The organism is Corallococcus sp. BB11-1, from assembly GCF_026626625.1.
GTDB lineage: Bacteria > Myxococcota > Myxococcia > Myxococcales > Myxococcaceae > Corallococcus > Corallococcus soli.
In genome coordinates this window covers 182002-200128 of sequence record NZ_JAPNJY010000013.1, presented here as the reverse complement: position 1 = coordinate 200128, position 18127 = coordinate 182002, and the positions used below count along the sequence as shown (strand labels likewise).

Genomic DNA, 18127 nt, shown 5'->3' with positions numbered 1-18127 from the left:
GGACACCGTGGCGCGCGTGGAGCACGGCTCCCCATGCGCAAGCTCTTCCCGTGGAACCGGACGGCGGGCGCTCCCAGGTTTCATCCGTCTTGGGTTTCAACCCTGGCGAGCCTGGCGAGAAGCGCCGAGCGGAGGCACGTGCCGGGCATCGCTTTGGGAAACCTGTCCGACTGGAGGTCTGCGCGGAATATCAGCGATGAAGGCTGGCTGCTGAGCATGAAGGGAGACAGGGGCCTCGAGCACGAAGCAGACGCAAGAAAGCCTGCTGCGGCCCCCCGCTGTGACATGCGCTGGAGCATGGCCCGGCCAAAGCACTCGTACTCCCAGCGCACGGACAGCTTGCGGCATGTGCCCCGGGTACAGCGCGCCCGCGGGGGGCAGTGGGCGCACCCGACGCCGAAGTAGACCTCGCACGAGTCAAAGGCATTGCGCACCGGCCCGCGCATGGCGCGTCCCGCCGGACAGACCACGGCCCGCTTCGAGGGCTGGAGTTCGAAGGCCTCGCGCTTGAGCATGCCGGGCTCATGGGCCAGCGGGCCTGTCGGAGACGACTCCTTGAGCAGCACGTCCACCCAGGCGCGGTTGAGCGCGGCGAAGCGCAGGCCCTCTTCGCTCCAGTAGCCCGCATCCCCAGCCACTTGGAGTCGCGCCGCCAAGGGCAGTCCGGCCTGATGCAGCACGCGCCGCGCCTCCTGAAGGGCCGGGGCCAGGTGGCCCTTGTCATTGCCCGAGGCCGACAGCAGCCCCCCCACCACCAGCCGCTGCCGCGCCCCACTGGAAACCACCGTCACCCGGTGGCCTGGGTGCACCCCATTGCCGGGGAACTGCCGCCCCCATCCGCGGGCGTCTGGGTCCGCGTGGGACGTCGCCGTCCCGCCTTCAGCGCCAGGCCCAGGAGTGCCGCCAGCATTCCGAAGGGGGCGCCCCCGCCCCCACCCGAGGAGGAACAGCTCAGGCCACCGCCCAGGGTCCGCGTGTCGGAGCCCAGGGAGACGCGCCAGGAGCGGGTCTCCGGAGAGGTGTCCACGTTGCCCGCCCGGTCCCTGGCCCGCACCTTGAGGGAGTGGGCACCTTCGATCACCTCGAACGAAATCGAGGCGTCGCAAGGCGAGAACTCCACGTTGTTCAAGCTGCACTCGAAGGTCGCGCCCTCTTCCGGTGACGAGAACTGGAAGGTCGCCGAGGTCTTCCGGACGCGCTCCTCCGGTCCTGAGACAATGGCGGTATCGGGAGCCTGCGTGTCCACCGAGAGAACGAAGGCCTCGGAGGATCCGCTCGAGTTGCCGGCGGGATCTTGCGCTCGGACCACGATGGAATGCGCCCCATCCCGCAGGGGCTGTGTCGGAGAGTAGCTCCAGCGTCCCGCATCATTCACGACCACCGTGCCGACCGAGGGTCCGTCCACGGAGATCTGCACCGTGCTTCCGGGCTCACCCGTGCCTTCCAGGAGTGGAGTGGCTGTCGAAACCAGTGCGTCCGCCGCTGGCGCCGTCAGTGCCGGGACCGGTGGCGCCTTCGTGTCCACCACCCACGAATAGGACACGGGACTCTCGTCCTCGTTCCCCGCCTTGTCGATGGCCCGGATCTCGAGGGTGTGGGAGCCATCACTGAAGTCGAGTTCGAAGGGACTGACGCACCCCAGGGGCAGGGCGAGATCCAGGCGGCACTCGAAGCGTCCTTCGTCCTCCGTGGATCTGAAGCCGAACGGCCACCGGGAGGTGTTCACCAGCTTCCCGGGGTACTTCGGCTCCTCCAGGAGGATGGTGTCCGGGCTTCGCGTATCCACGGTCCAGACATGCTCGGCGGGATCGGAGTCCCTGTTCCCCAGCGCATCTTGCGCCGTGACCTCCAGCCTGTGTTCACCATCCGAGATGACCTCCACGAGGAAGGGTCGCTCGTCACATCCCACTTCGGGCGCCCGGTCGAGGCTGCACTTGAAATAGACGACCTCTCCCTCCGGCCTGTTTGACTTGTAATCAAAGAGGAACTTGCGCTCCTTGGTCGGGGTCGGCGGCGCGGAAGTGATGAGGGTATCAGGGAGGTTGGTGTCGATGACCCAGGTCCAGCTCGCGGGAAGGGACTCGTTCCCCGCGAGGCTCCTGGCACGCACGACGAGCGTGTGCTCTCCAGCATCCAGCAGCGCGGACGTGAAGTTCGCACCACAGTCTGCGACGGGTGGAAGTGTATCGAGCTGGCAAGGGAAGGTCGCCTTGGCCGCCGTCGACTCAAAGGTGAACTTCGCCACCCTCTCGTTGGTCCGTTGGGAGGGCTTGGACGTGATGGTCACTGTTGGCGGAGCGCCGTCCACGGTCCATGCGAAGATCTTGGGAGTCTGATCTTCATTGCCTGCCGCGTCCCTGGCACGCACCGTGAAAACGTGCGCCCCGTCTCCGACGGTCAAGGTGTAGGGCGAACTGCAATCCAGAACGAACTCCTCCTGATCGAGGCGGCAGTCGAAGGTCGCGGTCGGATCGGGGGAGCTGAACTCGAACGTCGCCTGATTGGACTTGTCCAGCGGCGGCGGGGTCTTGGTCAACTGCGTGTCCGGGGCGACTGAGTCCACGGTGAAGTTGAGTTCATCGGACGGCTCGCTGAGATTCGCCGCCTCGTCCCTCGCGTCAGCCGTGATCTTCTGCACCCCCTGCGACAGCTCTACCGAAGGGCCCACGCTCCAGTCCCCCTGAGCATTGGCCGTCGTCGAGCCCACCTGGGTGGTGCCCGCGAACACACGCACCTGCGCCCCTCCTTCCGCGCGTCCCTTGATGATGGGCAGGGTCGTCCTGACATGGGTCCCCGCCAACGGGCTCGTCAGGACGGGCTTCGAGGGGCGCGTCCCGTCCACCCGCCATGAGTAGGAGGCCGCGGTTCGATCAAAGTTCCTCGCCTTGTCCCGTGCTCGAACCCACAGCGTGTGCGGACCATCCGAGACGTTGACGGAATACGAACCATTGTTGCAGTTGGCGATGAACGGTGAATCGACGGGGTCAGGACCATCGACGATGCACTGGTACTCCGTCACGTCCTCATTGGAGCTGAAGCCGAAGGCGAACGTCGGCAGGTTCGTCAACTTCGCCGGGAACAGGGTGATCACCGTACTGGGTTCCACCCGATCCACGGTCCAATTCACCAGGGCCGGCGTGGCATCAGCGTTCCGTGCACGGTCCACGGCGCGGACGCGGAAGATGTGCGGTCCTTCACCAATGGGAAGAGTCCCGACATTCACCGTCTGGGGGCTCGTGCAGGGAGCGAATCCAGCGCTGTCCAGGCTGCACTCGAAGGTCCCCGTCTCCCCTGTCGTCCCGACGAAGCTGAAGGCGAAAGGAAAGGAGGAAGCAGAGGAGTACTCATCGGGCTGGGGTCCTTGATCGATTCTCGTGTCGGGCGCGGTGACGTCCACGGTGAACGAGCGGCTGGTGGATGGGGGACTCGTATTCCCTGCCTTGTCCTTCGCGGTGGCATGGACGTTGTAGGTGCCAGCAGTCAGCGTGAGTGGAAGCGCCCACTGGCCCACTGCATTCGCGTCCACCGTCCCCCTGGAAACTCCTCCCACGAGCACCGTCACCGCACTTCCCGCCTCGGCCGTCCCCGCGATGACGGGCTGGGTGTCGGACAGATAGGCACCGGCGTCCGGTGACGTCAGCTCGGGCGCGGCGGGATTGGACAGGTCCGTCTCCCAGGCGTGGAGCGCGGAGCTGGGATCGACGTTGCCCGCCCTGTCCTTCGCACGCACTTCGAACCTGTGGGTCCCCCCGTCGAAATTCAGGCTCTGGGTCGAAACGCAGGGGGTGAAGTTCCCTTGATCGACCCGGCATTCGAAGCTTGCGCCCGCCTCCGAGGTGAAGGCGAAGAGCATCGTCGGGTTGTTGGTCAGGGGCGTGCTTGGCGTCGCGGTGAGGTTCGTGTCCGGCGGCGTGTCGTCCACCGTGAACGCCCGGGCAACAGAGTCAGTGCGATTGCCGGCGGGATCCGTGGCTCGGGCCTTGAGTGTGTGTGAGCCCTCGGTGAGGGAGACCGGCTCCGCGAAGCTCCAGGTGTTTCCCGTCCTGCTGGCCAGCGCGGTCCCCGCATCCGCCCCATCGAAGAGCAATGACACCGTGGTGTCCGGATCCGCGGTGCCCCGGAAGAGCAGGGAGCTGGAGCGGACGAACGCCCCCGCATCGGGCACGCTGATGGTGGGCACCGACGGAGCCGCTGTATCCACCGTGAAGACATTGGTGTTGGAGAACGGGCTCTCATTCCCTGCTGCATTCTTCGACTTGACCCGGACCCAGTTCAGGCCCTCCCGGAGAGCCACGGTGGGCACGTATGACCAGGAGCCCGCGTCCACGCCGACATTCATCACCTCTGGATCGTCGTTGATGTAGAGGGTCACCAGGACTCCGGCATCCGCGCGGCCTGAGAACGTCGGGGTCGCCATGTTCAAGAGCGCCCCGTGGACCGGTGCGACCACCGTGGGCTTGCTTGGAAACCCTGCATCAATGGGTCCCGCATCCACAGGGCCCACAGGGCCGGCGTCGACAGCACCGGCGTCAGCAAGGCCTGCATCCATCGCTCCGGCATCCGCAGGGCCGGCATCGCTGGAACCCGCATCCGTCGCACCGGCGTCCGCAAGGCCTGCATCGCTGGAACCCGCGTCGCTGAAGCCCGCATCGCTGAAGCCCGCGTCGCTGAAGCCCGCGTCGCTGAAGCCCGCATCCGTCGTACCGGCGTCCGCAGGGCCTGCATCACTGAGCCCCGCATCCTCCGCCCCCGCATCCGTCGCGCCTGCATCCTGAGGGCCCGCGTCCGTCACGCCTGCGTCCGCAGGGCCCGCGTCCGTCGCACCCGCATCCTCAGGACCCGCGTCCGTCGCACCCGCGTCCGTCGCACCCGCATCCTCAGGGCCCGCATCCGTCACGCCTGCATCCTCAGGGCCCGCATCCGTCACGCCTGCATCCTCAGGGCCCGCATCCGTCACGCCTGCATCCTCAGGGCCCGCGTCCGCAGGGCCTGCATCTTCCGCCCCTGCATCCGCCGCACCCGCGTCCTCATCACCCGCATCGCCGAGATCAAGGTCTTCATCGACCGAGGACACTCGCGCCTTCTCCGCATCATCCGCCGCCTCCATTTCGGGGAGGGCACCTTGGACGAACTGCTGAAGGCCCGCGCCACCTGCCTCGGCGCCGCGTGAGTCCCGCCCGTCAGGAAGGGTTCCCGGGGCCCCGGGTTCGACGAGCGCCGAACACCCGACCAGGGACCCGGCCTGGAAGAACACGCGCCCACCGCCGCCACCACCGCCAGGCCCCGCCTGCGTCCCGCCCGCGGTGCCACCCGCGCCGCCGCTCGCATCCACCGAGCTGCACTTCGCCGTCCCCGTGAATCTGGCGACGATGGTTCCACCCGCGCCACCACCACTGCCCGCAGGGCCACTGCTTGCCCCCGCCGCACGGCCCGTCGCGAGGATGTCGCCGGTCCCGGTCAGCTCCCGGCCACGGATGAAGATGATGCCGCCACCCTGCCCGCCCTCGTGTGTGCCACTCCCGCCTCCGCCACCCGGCAACAACCGCTCCGAGAGCAGGGGCGGCGTCAGCACGACACTTCCTCCCAGGCCGCCTGCCTGCCCGAACGCCGAAGGGCCTCCTCGCCCGCCCATGCCCCCATGGCCACCACCACCGCCGCCGGACTGCCGGCACACCCCGCCACCGCCCCCGTTGGCGGAAGGAATCCAGCCCAGGTCGAAGTCGCCATGGCGGAGGGGATCCACCCCTTCGCCCTGCCAGGGCCCGGCTCCCAGCGCTGACCGCTCCAGGTCGGAGCACTCCGTCACGCTGGCGCGCCCTGGAGTGAACACGCCCCCACGGAAGCCCCTGCCGCTCGCGTCGATCAACCCGTTGTTCGTCACCGTTCCCTGCGCCAGGAACGCCAGGACACCGCCCGTGTGGCCATCCCACTCGCGCGCCACGAGGCTCGTCCCGCTGGGGATGAGGACGTCCTCGTACTCCGGGACGCGGACCACCTGCGTGACCGCCCCCGCATACGAATGGACCAGCGGCGCGCCGACCACCAGCTCCGCTCGCGAACCGGAGAGGACACGGACGACCCGGGCCAGCTCCCAGGTCCCCACGGGCCCCCCGGAGAGATCAATGGACGTGGGGTCGGGCCCCTGCATCGAGGAATCCATGCCCTGCGTCTGGAGCACCAACACCAGATCGCCACTCGCGAAGCCCTCGGCGGAGCCCACTGGAATCCGGGATGCGCCAGCGGCGACCGACTCCGTCACCCGCGCATAGTCGTTGATGACCGTGTCCGGGCCCCGCGCCGTGTAGTCGCTGCCGCCGGCCCCCAGGTAGAACAGGTCCGACGCGGCGAGCACGACGGTCCCCACCAGGACCGCGCCCGCCACCAATGCCTTGACCAACGAGGGCTTCTTCATCGGGTCTCTCCGGAGCCCGGCTCGCGCCGGGGACCCGCTGGCTTCTCCGCCTGCGGGTCGACGATCAGGAACTCCACGCGGCGGTTGTTCTCCCGGCCGACGGAGGTCAGGTTGCTGTCAATGGGGCGATCCTGGCCGTAGCCGTACGCGGCGAGCCGCTCGGGCGGGACCTTCTTGCTGATCAGGTACTGGCGCACCGCCGCCGCCCGCCCCTGCGACAACTGGCGGTTCGCCTCCGGCAGGCCCCGGTCGTCGGTGTGCGCCCCCACCGCGATCAGCGGGAACTCCGGGTGCTCCAGGATGACCTGCGCCACCCAGTCGAGCACCGGGTTGGAGCGCGCGTTGACGCGCGTCTGCGCGGGCTCGAAGTAGATCTTCCCCCGCATCTCCAGCCGCGTCGCGTGGAGCACCACCAGCGGGTAGATGTGCTGCGGGCAGCCCAGGTTGTCGTACGTCCCCGCCTCGTTGGCGCAGCTGTCGATGCGGTTCGGCACGCCGTCCTTGTCCGTGTCCGTCTCCGGGCAGCCGTCGCGCTCCAGGGGGCCCGCCTCGTTCGGGCAGGCGTCCTTGTCGTTGTCGAGCCCGTCCTTGTCCGCGTCACGCACCGGGCAGCCCTGGTTGTCCGGCGGCCCCGCTTCGTTCGGGCAGGTGTCCGAGTCGTCCTCCGTGCCGTCCTTGTCCGTGTCGCGCAGCGGGCAGCCCTGGCTGGAGGCCGGCCCCGGCTCCACGGGGCACATGTCCAGCGCGTCCTCTAGGCCGTCGGAGTCCGTGTCCATCTTCTCGCAGCCGTTGCGCTCCAGCGTGCCGGGCACCTGCGGACACCGGTCCACGCCGTTGCGCACCCCGTCGTGGTCCTCGTCCATGTCGGGGCACTCTTCAATCGTGTGCGGCAGCCCCGGCTCGCAGTTCACCGAGGACTCGCCCGGCCCGCGCTCGGGCGTCACGTCGCCGAAGGCCCCACCCACCATCAACCGGAAGAGCGGCGTCCCCGGCGCGCTGCCCACGCCCATGCCCGCCAGCGCGAACAGCTCGAAGGTCGGCTTCACCAGGTAGCGCGCGCCGGGCAGCAGCTCCACCGCCCCGGGCTGGTTCGTCAGCGGCACCATGCCCCGGACGTTCAGCTCCCAGCGCAGCCGCCGCCCCGTGGTCGCGAGCGCCGCGCCGATGCGCAGCTCGTTGCCCACCTCGTCCACCAGGATGCCCGGGCGCTGGGTCAGCGCCTGCTGCGGCCGGCTCAGGAAGCCGACCTCCACCCCTCCGCGCAGGAAGCCGAAGTGCCGCCCCACCATCAACCGGGGCGCCAGCCTCAACGCACCATCCCGCGTGAGCCCTTCCTTGCTGCCGACGGGCAGGCCCACCCCCATCTCCAACGCCAGATCCACGCCCCCTTCATTGTCTTGCGTGAGGATCCCCACGCGGGCGCTGGCGGTAGGCGTGCCCAGCGCGAAGCTCGCCGGCCGCGTGATGTTCTCCCCGCTCAGATCCGAGCCGCTCTGGAAGGCAACCACCGGAAGCTGAACGCCGAACTGAAGCCAATTTGTAGCGGAATACGCTACAGCCAGATGCGTGGTCGCGCGACTCCCGACAATCTTGAAATCCTCGCCATCCCTTTCAAACAGCAGGGGATCGTGCGCGTACTGCATGGCCACGGTCGCCCGATAATGGCCCGACGGCAGAAGCTGTCCCAGACTCACGACGAGTGAACCCTCCGCGCCAGGGTTCAGCTCCAGCCTCTCCAGCTCGATGCCGGGCAAAGGCGACTGGGCGGCGGCGGTGGCGGTGGCCAGGACGAGCGACAGCACTTGCAGCCGGCACAGGAGCATCCTTCGTTTCATCGCTCTCCCGGAGGGTATTGATGGCGTGGGCCGCCCGAATCCATGTCGCTGCGCGATCCATGGCCCCCCGCCCTCGCGCAACACCATACCAGAACCCAAAACGACTCGGACCCTTCGTGAAGAAATGCTTTCCCGTGCCCGCAAGCACTTGCGGACCCGGGGCCTCGCGTGTTTCTAATTTGTCAGGCGATCACCCCTGCTTTCAAAGCAGGTGTCTGGTGACCCTGGGGGCTTCCGTGGCGCGGGAGAGACGATGATCGCGAATGCTGCGCTGCTGGCGAACCAGACAGAGTTCGACTTCCAGTTGGGGCCGCACACGGCCGACGACCTCACCGTGCTGGGGTTCGAAGCGGATGAGACCGTCTCCCAGCCCTACTCCGTCGAAGTCGAGCTGACGCCGAAGCCAGACGTGGAGCTGGATGAGACGGCCCTCCTCGGAAAGGACGCGCGGCTCACCGTGCAGCTGGGGGATGGCACCGCCCGCTTCTTCCATGGCGTCGTCGCCCGCACCGACCGCCGGGACGAAGGCACCGGCCCCCAGCGCCGCCGCTACCGGGTGACGGTGGTGCCCCGGCTGTGGACGCTCCGGCACACCCGCCGCAGCCGCATCTTCCAGGAGCTGACCGTCCCGCAGATCGTGCACAAGGTGCTCGAACAGGGACAGGTGGAGCACCGGCTGGCGCTCTCCAGCGCGTACCGCAAGCGCGACTACTGCGTGCAGTACCGCGAATCCGACCTCGACTTCGTCTCCCGGCTCCTGGAGGAGGAGGGCATCTTCTACCTCTTCGAGCACGGCGAGGACGCGCACACGATGGTGCTCGGCGACGCCGCGTCGGCCAATCCGGACATGATGGGCGAGCCCCGGCTCGTCTTCCGGGAGCGGTCGCGGATGGTGGCGCCCAAGGAGTTCGTCCACTCGCTCAGCGCGAAGCTGGAGGTCCAGCCCGGCGCCGTGGCGATGCGGGACTTCAACTTCACCCGCCCCGCGCAGGACCTGGGCGCGACCACCACCGCGGACGACGGCGAGTCCGCGCTGGAGATCTACGACTACCCCGGCCTCTACGACGAGCCCGGCGCGGGCAAGGCGCTCGCGAAGATCCGCCTGGAGGAGCTGCGCGCCCGCGTGGAGACCGTGTCCGGCGCCAGCTACAGCCGGCGCATCTGCGCGGGCCACACCTTCGAGCTGGCGGAGCACCCGGACACCGCCCTGAACCGCAAGTACCTGCCCCTGTCCGTGCGCCACACCGGCCACCAGCAGGAAGCGCTGGTGGCGGAGCAGGCCTCGCTGGGCACGAAGGAGGGCTACCTCAACGAATTCCTCTGCCAGCCGGCCACGGTGCCCTTCCGGCCGCCCCGGAGCACGCCCCGCCCCGTCATCCCGGGCGCGCAGACGGCCATCGTCGTGGGCCCCTCCGGCGAGGAGATCCACACCGACCCGCACGGCCGCATCAAGGTCCAGTTCCACTGGGACCGCGAGGGCAAGGGCGACGACAAGAGCTCCTGCTGGATCCGCGTGAGCCAGGCGTGGGCGGGCCCCGGCTGGGGCGCCCTGTACCTGCCGCGCATCGGCCAGGAGGTCGTCGTCGAGTTCCTGGAGGGGGACCCGGACCGGCCCATCATCACCGGCAGCGTCTACAACGGGCAGAACCCGCCCCCCATCGACCTGCCCGCGGAGAAGACGAAGAGCACGCTGCGCTCCAGCTCCAGTCCCGGAGGCGACGGCTTCAACGAGCTGCGGTTCGAGGACGCGGCGGGCTCCGAGGAGGTCTACCTCCACGCCCAGAAGGACCTGAACATCGTCGTCGAGAACGACAAGACCCAGCTGGTGGGCGGCAATGAGACGCTCCTCGTCAAGAAGGACCGCAGCCGCACCATTGAAGGCAACCAGTCGCTGGAGGTGAAGAAGAACGACGACTCCGTCATCGGCGGCAACCAGTCGCTCGCGGTGACGGGCAACCGCTCCACCGCCGTGATGGGCAATCACACGGAGGCCGTGACGGGCGACCAGTCGGTGCAGGTGAGCGGAAACCAGAGCGTGTCGGTCGCCCTGGCCTCCGCGGAGACGGTGGGCCTGGGAAAGATGCTCAACGTGGGCGGCGCGCTCGCCGTCACCGTGGGCGCGGCCTTCAACGAGCTGGTGGGTGGCCTCAAGTCCGAACAGGTCGGCGGCGCCAAGGTGGAAGTCGTTGGCGCCAGGAAATCCGAAACCGTCAAAGGCTCACGCAGCCTCCAGGTCGGTGGTGACCTGTCTGAAGAGGTGCAGAAGTCACGCACACTCAAGGTGGAAAAGGATTTGTTGTTGAGCGTGGGGGGGAAGCTCAATCACGCCGTCAAGGATGCCTACACGCTCTCCGCCAAGGAGATTGCCCTGGTGGCCCAGGAGCAGTTCACCTTGAAGGTCGGGTCCGCCACGCTCCAGGTGAAGAAGAACGGGGACGTGGTCATCAAGGGCGCGAAGATCGAAGTCACCGCCAGCGGTGACGTCATCATCAAGGGTTCGAAGATCTCCGAGAACTAGGCCGCTTTGCCTGCCAGACAATGATGCGCATCCAGGATTCCCTCACGCGCGCCGTGCCGCTTCTCGTCTGCCTCGTGGCCTCCCTGACGGCCACGGGGTGCGTGAAGCGCGTGGCGCAGCAATGCGAGACACCGCCTCCCTTCCACGTCGTGCTGAACGTGTCCGAACAGGTCAACCCCGATCCCCGGGGGCGCTCATTGCCCACGGTGGTGCGGGTCATCCAGCTCAAGGACAGCGCCCGGCTGGAGCGCGCCAGCTTCCGCGACCTGTGGGGCCGCGCGGAGGAGCTGCTCAAGGAGGACCTGCTGCAGTCCGCGGAGTTCGTCGTCGCGCCGGGCCAGACGAACCAGCGCTGGCTGCAGCGCGACCCCAAGGCCCACTTCGTGCTGACCATGGGCCACTTCCGTCAACCGCTCGGCTACTCGTGGCGCACGGTGGCGGTGCTGCCGCCCGTGCCGGCGGAGCAGTGCGTGGAGCGTCCGGCGGGCGGTGACCTGGGGGCGCCCAAGCGGGGCGACCAGGAGCTGCGCTACCGCCTGCAGGGCTACCAGATCGATCTCATGCTCCAGCCGCCCGTCTCCTCCTGGGTGCCGGAGTCCTCGCAGCAGCCATCCCCCGGTGTGACGCCGGAGCCCCGGAGCGGTGCATGAAGTCGCCCCAACGCGTCGTGTGGTCGGAGGGCATGTTCATGAGCCCCCACCACCTCCAGCAGCTGGACATCTACCACGAGGCCCTGCTGGACACGCGGCTGGGCTCGCTGGAGCCGTACCCGTGGGGCGTGGTGTCCCTGGCGTTCGACATGGAGTCGCTGCGCGCCGGCCAGGTCCAGCTCGCCAGCTTCACCGGCATCCTCCCGGACGGCCTGCCCGTGTCGCTCCAGAGCGGTGATCCGGAGGCACCCGCCGCGCGCCCCGCGGACGGGGCCTTCCCGCCGGCCCAGCGCGTGCTGGACGTCTTCATCGGCGTGCCGCGCGAGCGCAGCGGCGTGGAGAGCTACGGCGGCACGGACAAGGTGGGCGGCAGCCCTCGCTACACCCCGTCCAGCCGCCCCATCAGCGACCTCACGGCGTCCACCTCCATCGTCCCGGTGTCCTTCGGCCAGCGCAACGTGCGGCTGCTGTTCGGCACGGAGCAGCGGGACGACTACGAGGCCATCAAGATCGCGGAGCTGGAGCGGGACAAGGCCGGCAACCTGTCGCTCGTCCCGTCGTACATCCCGCCGTGCCTGCGCATCGACGCGTCCTCGTCCATCACGACCGAGCTGCGCACGCTCTTGCGGCTGTTGGTGTCCAAGCAGCGGCAGCTGTCCTCGCGCCGCCGGCACCGGGACGCGTCCGCGCTGGAGTTCACCGCGTCGGACGTGACGCTGTTCCTGGAGCTCAACGCCCTCAACGGCGTCATCCCCGTGGTGCAGCACGCGCTGGACGCGGGCAACCTGCGGCCCCAGTCGCTGTACCTGCTGCTCAGCCAGTTCGCCGGACAGCTGTGCACTTTCGCGGTGAACGCGGACCCATCCACCCTGCCCGCCTTCCAGTTCATCAACCTGCGCGCCACGTTCGAGGAGCTGTTCCGGCGCATCGGGGAGCTGATGCACGCGGTGGCGCTGGAGCAGTGCCTCACCGTGTCGATGGAGGCCGGAGCGGACCGGCTCTTCCGCGGGAGGCTGGAGGACGAGCGGCTGGAGCGGTGCGGCCAGTTCCTGCTCACCATCCGCAGCGACCTGCCGGAGAAGGTGGTCGCCGAACAGCTCCCGAAGCTGTCCAAGATGGCCAGCTGGGGCGACATCCAGGGTCTGGTGCAGGCCGCCGCCCCGGGCGTGCCGCTGGAGGTGACGTACCGCCCGCCGCCGGAGGTGCCGGTGCGGCCGGGGGTCGTCTACTTCACCCTCGCCCTGCAGGACGGCTACTGGAAGAACGCCCTGCGCGACCGGACGCTCGCGCTCTACCTGCCGCAGCCCTTCGACGTGGGCACCACCAGCGTCGAACTGCTCGCCGTCCCCACCTCCAACCGCTAGCCCCTTTCGGCCGGGTGCTCCCTGAGCGCCCCGGCACGGCCGCCCTCCCATGGACCGAGTCAACGAAGCCACCAAGGATTGCCTCGACGCCGCCATCCAGCTCCGACGCTCGGACGCTGCCTCGGTGGCTCCGCCGGAGAAGCTGCACTTCCAGCTTCGAGGGGTCGTGGACGAACTGCTGCGCCGCTCCGCCGTGCTGGGCTTCAGCCACCAGGACGCCCAGGACATGGCCTACGCGCTCGTCGCGCTCCTGGACGAAGTGGTGCTGGGCAAGCCGGAGCCGTACCGCCAGTTCTGGATGAGCCACCTGCTCCAGTTGCACTACTTCAACGAGAACGTCGCCGGTGACGGCTTCTTCAGCCGGCTGCACAGCGTGCGCAAGGATCCGCACCGCGCGGACGTCCTGCGCGTCTACTACCTCTGCATGCTCTTCGGCTTCCAGGGCCGCTACCGCATCCGCGGCGGCGAGCTGGAGCTGATGACGCTCATCGACACCGTGCAGAAGGACCTCCAGCGCGCGCGTCCGTTCGACTTCGACGTGCTGTCGCCCCACGGCGAGCGCCCCACGGAGGCGCTGTTCTCCGCTCGCAAGAAGGCCTCCATCGTATCCATCGCCGCGGGGGCGCTGGTGGCCGCGCTGCTCATGTACGGCGGGCTGCTCTTCAGCCTCGACAACACGCTGAAGATGCTCATGAAGGACATCGAGCTGCACGTGGCCAAGAACGCCAACGGAGGCGCCGCCCCGTGATGGCCTACCTCCTCTTCTTCCTGGCGCTGCTGGGGCTGGGCGGGGCCGCCATCCTCAAGCTGCACCTTCCGCCCCTCTGGGTCGCCATCGCCGTGGCGGGCGTGACGCTGCTGGTGCTGGGCGGCACCTGGATCATCAAGCGCATCCGGGCCCGGAAGGCGGCCCGGAACCTGGAGGGCGCCCTCCAGCAGCAGGCCGCCGAGGAGCTCAAGACGGTGCGGCCGGATCTCCAGCCGGAGATCAAGGCGATGCAGGCGGAGTTCACCAAGGCGGTGGAGGCGCTCAAGACCTCCAAGCTGTCGCGCGGCGGCAAGGACGCGCTGGCGGTGCTGCCCTGGTACCTCATCGTGGGCCCGCCGGGCGCCGGCAAGAGCACCGCGCTGCGCAACTCCGGGCTGAAGTTCCCCTACCTGTCCTCCAGCAAGGGCGGCGGCGTTCGCGGCGTGGGCGGCACGCGCAACTGCGACTGGTGGCTGACCAACGAGGCCGTCATCCTCGACACGGCGGGCCGCTACGTCGCCAGCGAGGACGAGCGCCCGGAGTGGCTCGCGTTCCTGGACACGCTCATCAAGCACCGCCCGCGCCGGCCCATCAACGGCCTCATCGTGGCGGTGAGCATCGACGAGCTGCTCACCATGGACCCGCAGGCCGCGGGCGAGCTGGGCCAGGGCATCCGCGAGCGCCTGGATGAGATCACCTCCCGGCTGCGCATGCTGGTGCCCGTCTACCTGATGGTCACCAAGTGCGACCTGCTGCCCGGCTTCGTGGAGATGTTCTCCGACCTGCCCCGCTCCGAGCGCGGGCAGCTCTGGGGCTTCACCATCCCCATGGACGCGCAGAAGGAGGCGTCCACGGAGCTGCTCCTGCAGCGCTTCGACGAGCTGACGGCGGTGCTGGAGCAGCGCTCCATCAAGCGCATCGGCGAGGAGCGCCAGCAGGAGACACGCGAGCGCATCCACCAGTTCCCCCAGAAGTTCGACGCGCTCCGCAAGACGCTGTCGGAGTTCGTCCAGCCGCTCTTCCTGGAGAACATCTTCCAGGACACGCCGGTGTTCCGCGGCCTGTACTTCACCAGCGCCACCCAGGACGTGCGCTCGGTGGAGCTGGTGGCGCCCTCCGCGGGTGACGTGTTCGGCACGACGAACGGGCGTCCCCAGGCGGAGACCACCGCGGAGGGCCGCAGCTACTTCCTCTGGGACGTCTTCACGAAGGTGATGTTCCTGGACCAGAAGGTCGCCGTGCGCAGCTCCGCGGAGGAGCTGCGGCTGCGCAAGCGGCGGCTGGCGCTGGCGGGCGCGGCCTTCGCAGCGACGGCGCTGGTGCTGTGCCTGCCCACGCTGTCCTTCTTCAAGAACCGGGAGCTGGCCCAGGAGGTGCGTGACGCCATCACGGTGGTGAACGCGGACCGCAAGGACGACATCAGCCGGGTGCAGGACCTCACGCCGCTGCGCAAGCAGCTCCAGGAGCTCACCTCGCACCGCACGGACGGCATCCCGCTGTGGATGCGCTTCGGCATGTACAAGGGCGACCAGCTCTTCCCCGTCGCGCAGTCCTTCTACAACGCGTCGCTGCGCCGGGTGCTGCTGGGGCTCCAGTACGAACGCATCCAGCAGAGCCTCATGCTGTTCTCCCAGAACCAGGCGCGGCTGGACTGGAAGCCCAGCTCGGAGGACTACCGCAAGCACTTCGAGGACCTGAAGATGTACCTGCTCATCACCCAGCCGCGCGCGCAGGGTGAGCCGGAGCTCGACGAGGCCCACCGCGAGTGGCTGGTGCGCAAGATGGTGGAGCACTGGACCAACGTGAAGGGCACGTCGGGCCAGGTCGACCTGGAGCAGACCATCAGCCACCACGCCGCGACGTACATCCGCATGCTCGCGGAGGAGCCGGAGCGCCTGGCCTTCCCGCGCGATGACCGCGTGGTGCGCGCCGCCCGCCGGGCGCTCAACCGCGTGCCGCTGGCCACGCTGGAGCTGGAGCAGATCATCGCCGACGCCGGCCGCGAGTACCCCGACGTGTACCTGGAGGAGCTGGTGGGCGCGGTCCCCGCCTTCCAGACGCGCAAGAAGATCCGCGGCGCCTTCACGAAGAACGCCTGGGAGAACGTGGTGAGCCCCCGGCTGGCCAGCGCCTTCGAGAACCGGCAGACGTGGGTGCTGGACCGGGACTCCGCGGAGGACGAGAAGGCCACGCGCGCCCAGCTGCGCACGGACTACTTCGAGACGTACATCCAGGAGTGGTCCGACTTCCTGCTCTCCATCCGCGTCCAGGAGCCCAACAACCTGGACCAGACGCAGGAGCTCATCGACAGCCTGCTGCGCGGCAAGCCGTCCGCGTACGGCCGCCTCTTCCAGTCCGTCGTGCACAACGTGCAGCTGGAGAAGAAGGCCCGGGGCTCCAAGGAGAAGGAGGAGCCGGGGCTGATGGAGAAGCTGTTCGCGTCGAAGGAGGACGCGGAGAAGAAGGCTCCGCCCAGGCTCATCGACGCGCGCGCCACCAACGGCGGAGAGGAGCTGCGGCCACGCGACGTGGAGGCCTCCTTCGCCCCCCTCATCCGCTTCGTCACGGCGCTGAACAGCACGGACGACGTCCAGGAGAAGCAGACGGCGCTCCAGTTCTACGAGGACCACCTCATGGTGGTGCAGGCCACGCTGCTCGCGGTGAAGGAGAAGCCCGCCGAGTCGCGCCTGGCGCTCGACAAGATCAAGTCCACGAAGCTGATGGTGGAGGCGCTCGTCCGTCAGCAGGAGGGGGCCGCGTCCATCCTGGAGCGGCTGTTGATGCCGCCGCTGCGCAACGTGGACATCACCATCACCACCGGCGTGGCCCAGGGCAAGAGCGGCCTGTGGTGCGAGCAGATCGTCACGCCCTACGAGCAGCTCATGGCGGGGCGCTACCCGTTCGTCGCCACGTCGCTGCTGGAGGCGCCGCTGCCGGAGATCGCGGAGTACCTGCGGCCGGAGGGCGGCACCATCCGCAAGTTCTACAAGGAGCAGCTGCTGGAGGACGTGGCGCCCAAGGGCCGCAAGTGGGAGTTCATGGTGCCGCAGAGCGCCTCCAACTACCGGCCGGAGATGCTGACGTTCCTGGAGAAGAGCAGCGCGCTGGCCAGCACCCTCTTCGTGGGCGACTCCGTGGATCCCCTGGTGCGCTTCCAGGTGCGCATCCGCGCCGGCACGTCCGCGGACAACGCCGCCTCGGAGATCTCCGCCGTCTCCTTCACGCTCGACGGCACGGATGAGACGTACCGCAACGGACCGGACACGGTGTGGAAGCCGATGACGTGGCCGGGCGCGGCCGGAAAGCTGGGCGCGCACATCCACGTGGAGCACGCCTCCGGGGCCACGGGCGACATCGACGAGCCCGGGGAGTGGGGCCTGTTCCGCCTGCTGGAGCGCGTGAAGCGCATCGAGCCCAGCGCGGACGGCCGCTACTTCACGGCCATCTGGGAGATCGAGGACATGAAGGGCGCGCTCATCTCCATCGACATCCGCCCGGAGCGCACCAGCAACCCGTTCTTCGGCCTGTCCGGAAACAAGGGCAAGCTGATGCAGATCTTCCGGGACCCCGGCCTCCAGCCGCCCCGGGGCATCGCGCGCGGCGACACGAACTGCGGCAGCGGCAAGCACCTCGTGGCACAGGACGGGCCTCCCTGATGAGGGTGGTCCCTCCCGCACACCGGATCGGCCTGCTCGGCAAGACCCCGCGGCACGCGGAGTTCGTCCGGCACAACACGGCCAGCCCCCTGGCCCAGCAGCTCCACCGCTGGCTGGAGGAGGGCATGGCGCGCGTGCAGCGCGCGCGGGCGGAGCTGCCCGCGACACCGCACCGCTTCGTGTTCACCGCGCCAGGGCTGACGACCGCGCTCGTGGGCGTGGTCACCGCGAGCGCGGACAGCGTGGGCCGGGGCTTCCCCCTGGCCGTCTTCACGGAGCTGCCCGCGGCGGAGCTGGCGGACCGGTACGCCCTGCTGCCGGAGGCCTACGCGTCCTTCCTCCGGGCGGGCACCGAGCTGGTCCAGGATGCCCCCCGGCTCGGCATCCCGGAGCTGCTGGAGCGGGCGGCCCTGCTGCACCTGCCGCGTCCCGCCGACTTCAAGCTGGCGGAGCGGCTGCGGGGCAGCGTCCTCTCCGAGCACTCCTGCGCGGAGCTGCTCCAGCCCGTGTGCGCGGACGCGTCGCCTGAGGGCCGCTACTACGCGCTGCACACCTTCCTCACCGCCTGCAAGGGTGAGCACCACCGCGAACAGGCGCTGGCCCAGGTGGTGCTGGACTGCCCGCTGGACGGGCGCATGGGGCCGGTGGCCTGGCTGGAGCTGGCGTCCCGGCTGCTGCGCTGGCCCACCACGTCGCCGGGCTTCCTCTGGTCCGAAGGAGACCGGCCCCGCCTGCTCCTGTGCCTGGGCGCGCCCTCGCCCGCGCTCCTGCTCTATGTCGCCCAGCCCGACCTGGCGAGCGCGCAGCTGTGGCCGCTCAGGACCCAGCGCCCCGCCGCGCTCGCCAGCGCGAAGCGGGCCCTGAGCCCGGCGCAGCGTCAGGTGCTCGACGCGTCCTCCAGCCCCATTGAACAGCTCCTGCGCGCCGTGACGCCGAAGGTCTGA

At 69.0% G+C, this 18127-nt stretch carries 9 protein-coding genes; 6 read left to right on the top strand and 3 right to left on the bottom strand.

Going from position 1 to position 18127, the window contains the following annotated elements; genetic code table 11:
• Window positions 1-80: 80 nt before the first annotated feature.
• From OV207_RS12460 to OV207_RS12450, 3 genes are read right to left on the bottom strand one after another with little or no spacing between them, the layout of a single operon-like run.
• Window positions 81-791: a hypothetical protein gene (locus OV207_RS12460; RefSeq protein WP_267555240.1), complete on the bottom strand. Its 711-nt coding sequence runs from the start codon at window positions 789-791 to the stop codon at window positions 81-83.
• Window positions 788-6412, bottom strand: a complete 5625-nt coding sequence (agmC, locus tag OV207_RS12455) for an adventurous gliding motility protein AgmC (protein WP_267555238.1) — start codon at window positions 6410-6412, stop codon at window positions 788-790. Before agmC ends, OV207_RS12460 begins: the two co-directional genes overlap by 4 nt.
• Window positions 6409-8247, bottom strand: a complete 1839-nt coding sequence (locus OV207_RS12450) for an OmpA family protein (RefSeq protein WP_267555236.1) — start codon at window positions 8245-8247, stop codon at window positions 6409-6411. Before OV207_RS12450 ends, agmC begins: the two co-directional genes overlap by 4 nt.
• A 253-nt stretch (window positions 8248-8500) precedes the next feature.
• Here OV207_RS12450 and OV207_RS12445 point away from each other — a divergent pair, with 253 nt between their 5' ends.
• Genes OV207_RS12445 through tagF form a run of 6 tightly spaced genes read left to right on the top strand, consistent with a single transcriptional unit; the run spans window position 8501 to window position 18127 of the window.
• Window positions 8501-10765, top strand: coding sequence for a type VI secretion system Vgr family protein (locus OV207_RS12445; RefSeq protein WP_193348387.1), 2265 nt, complete (start codon window positions 8501-8503; stop codon window positions 10763-10765).
• 53 nt (window positions 10766-10818) lie between these two features.
• The gene (tssJ, locus tag OV207_RS12440) at window positions 10819-11415 is read left to right on the top strand and encodes a type VI secretion system lipoprotein TssJ (RefSeq protein WP_267555233.1); all 597 of its coding nucleotides are present in this window, start codon (window positions 10819-10821) and stop codon (window positions 11413-11415) included.
• Window positions 11412-12779, top strand: a complete 1368-nt coding sequence (tssK, locus tag OV207_RS12435) for a type VI secretion system baseplate subunit TssK (protein ID WP_267555231.1) — start codon at window positions 11412-11414, stop codon at window positions 12777-12779. The genes tssJ and tssK overlap by 4 nt, the downstream gene beginning before the upstream one ends.
• Window positions 12780-12828: 49 nt before the next feature.
• Complete coding sequence (locus tag OV207_RS12430) at window positions 12829-13527, top strand: DotU family type IV/VI secretion system protein (RefSeq protein ID WP_193348385.1); 699 nt, start codon at window positions 12829-12831, stop codon at window positions 13525-13527.
• Window positions 13527-17183, top strand: coding sequence for a type VI secretion system membrane subunit TssM (tssM, locus tag OV207_RS12425; protein WP_267555342.1), 3657 nt, complete (start codon window positions 13527-13529; stop codon window positions 17181-17183). The genes OV207_RS12430 and tssM overlap by 1 nt, the downstream gene beginning before the upstream one ends.
• The gene (gene tagF / locus OV207_RS12420) at window positions 17183-18127 is read left to right on the top strand and encodes a type VI secretion system-associated protein TagF (RefSeq protein WP_267555228.1); all 945 of its coding nucleotides are present in this window, start codon (window positions 17183-17185) and stop codon (window positions 18125-18127) included. The genes tssM and tagF overlap by 1 nt, the downstream gene beginning before the upstream one ends.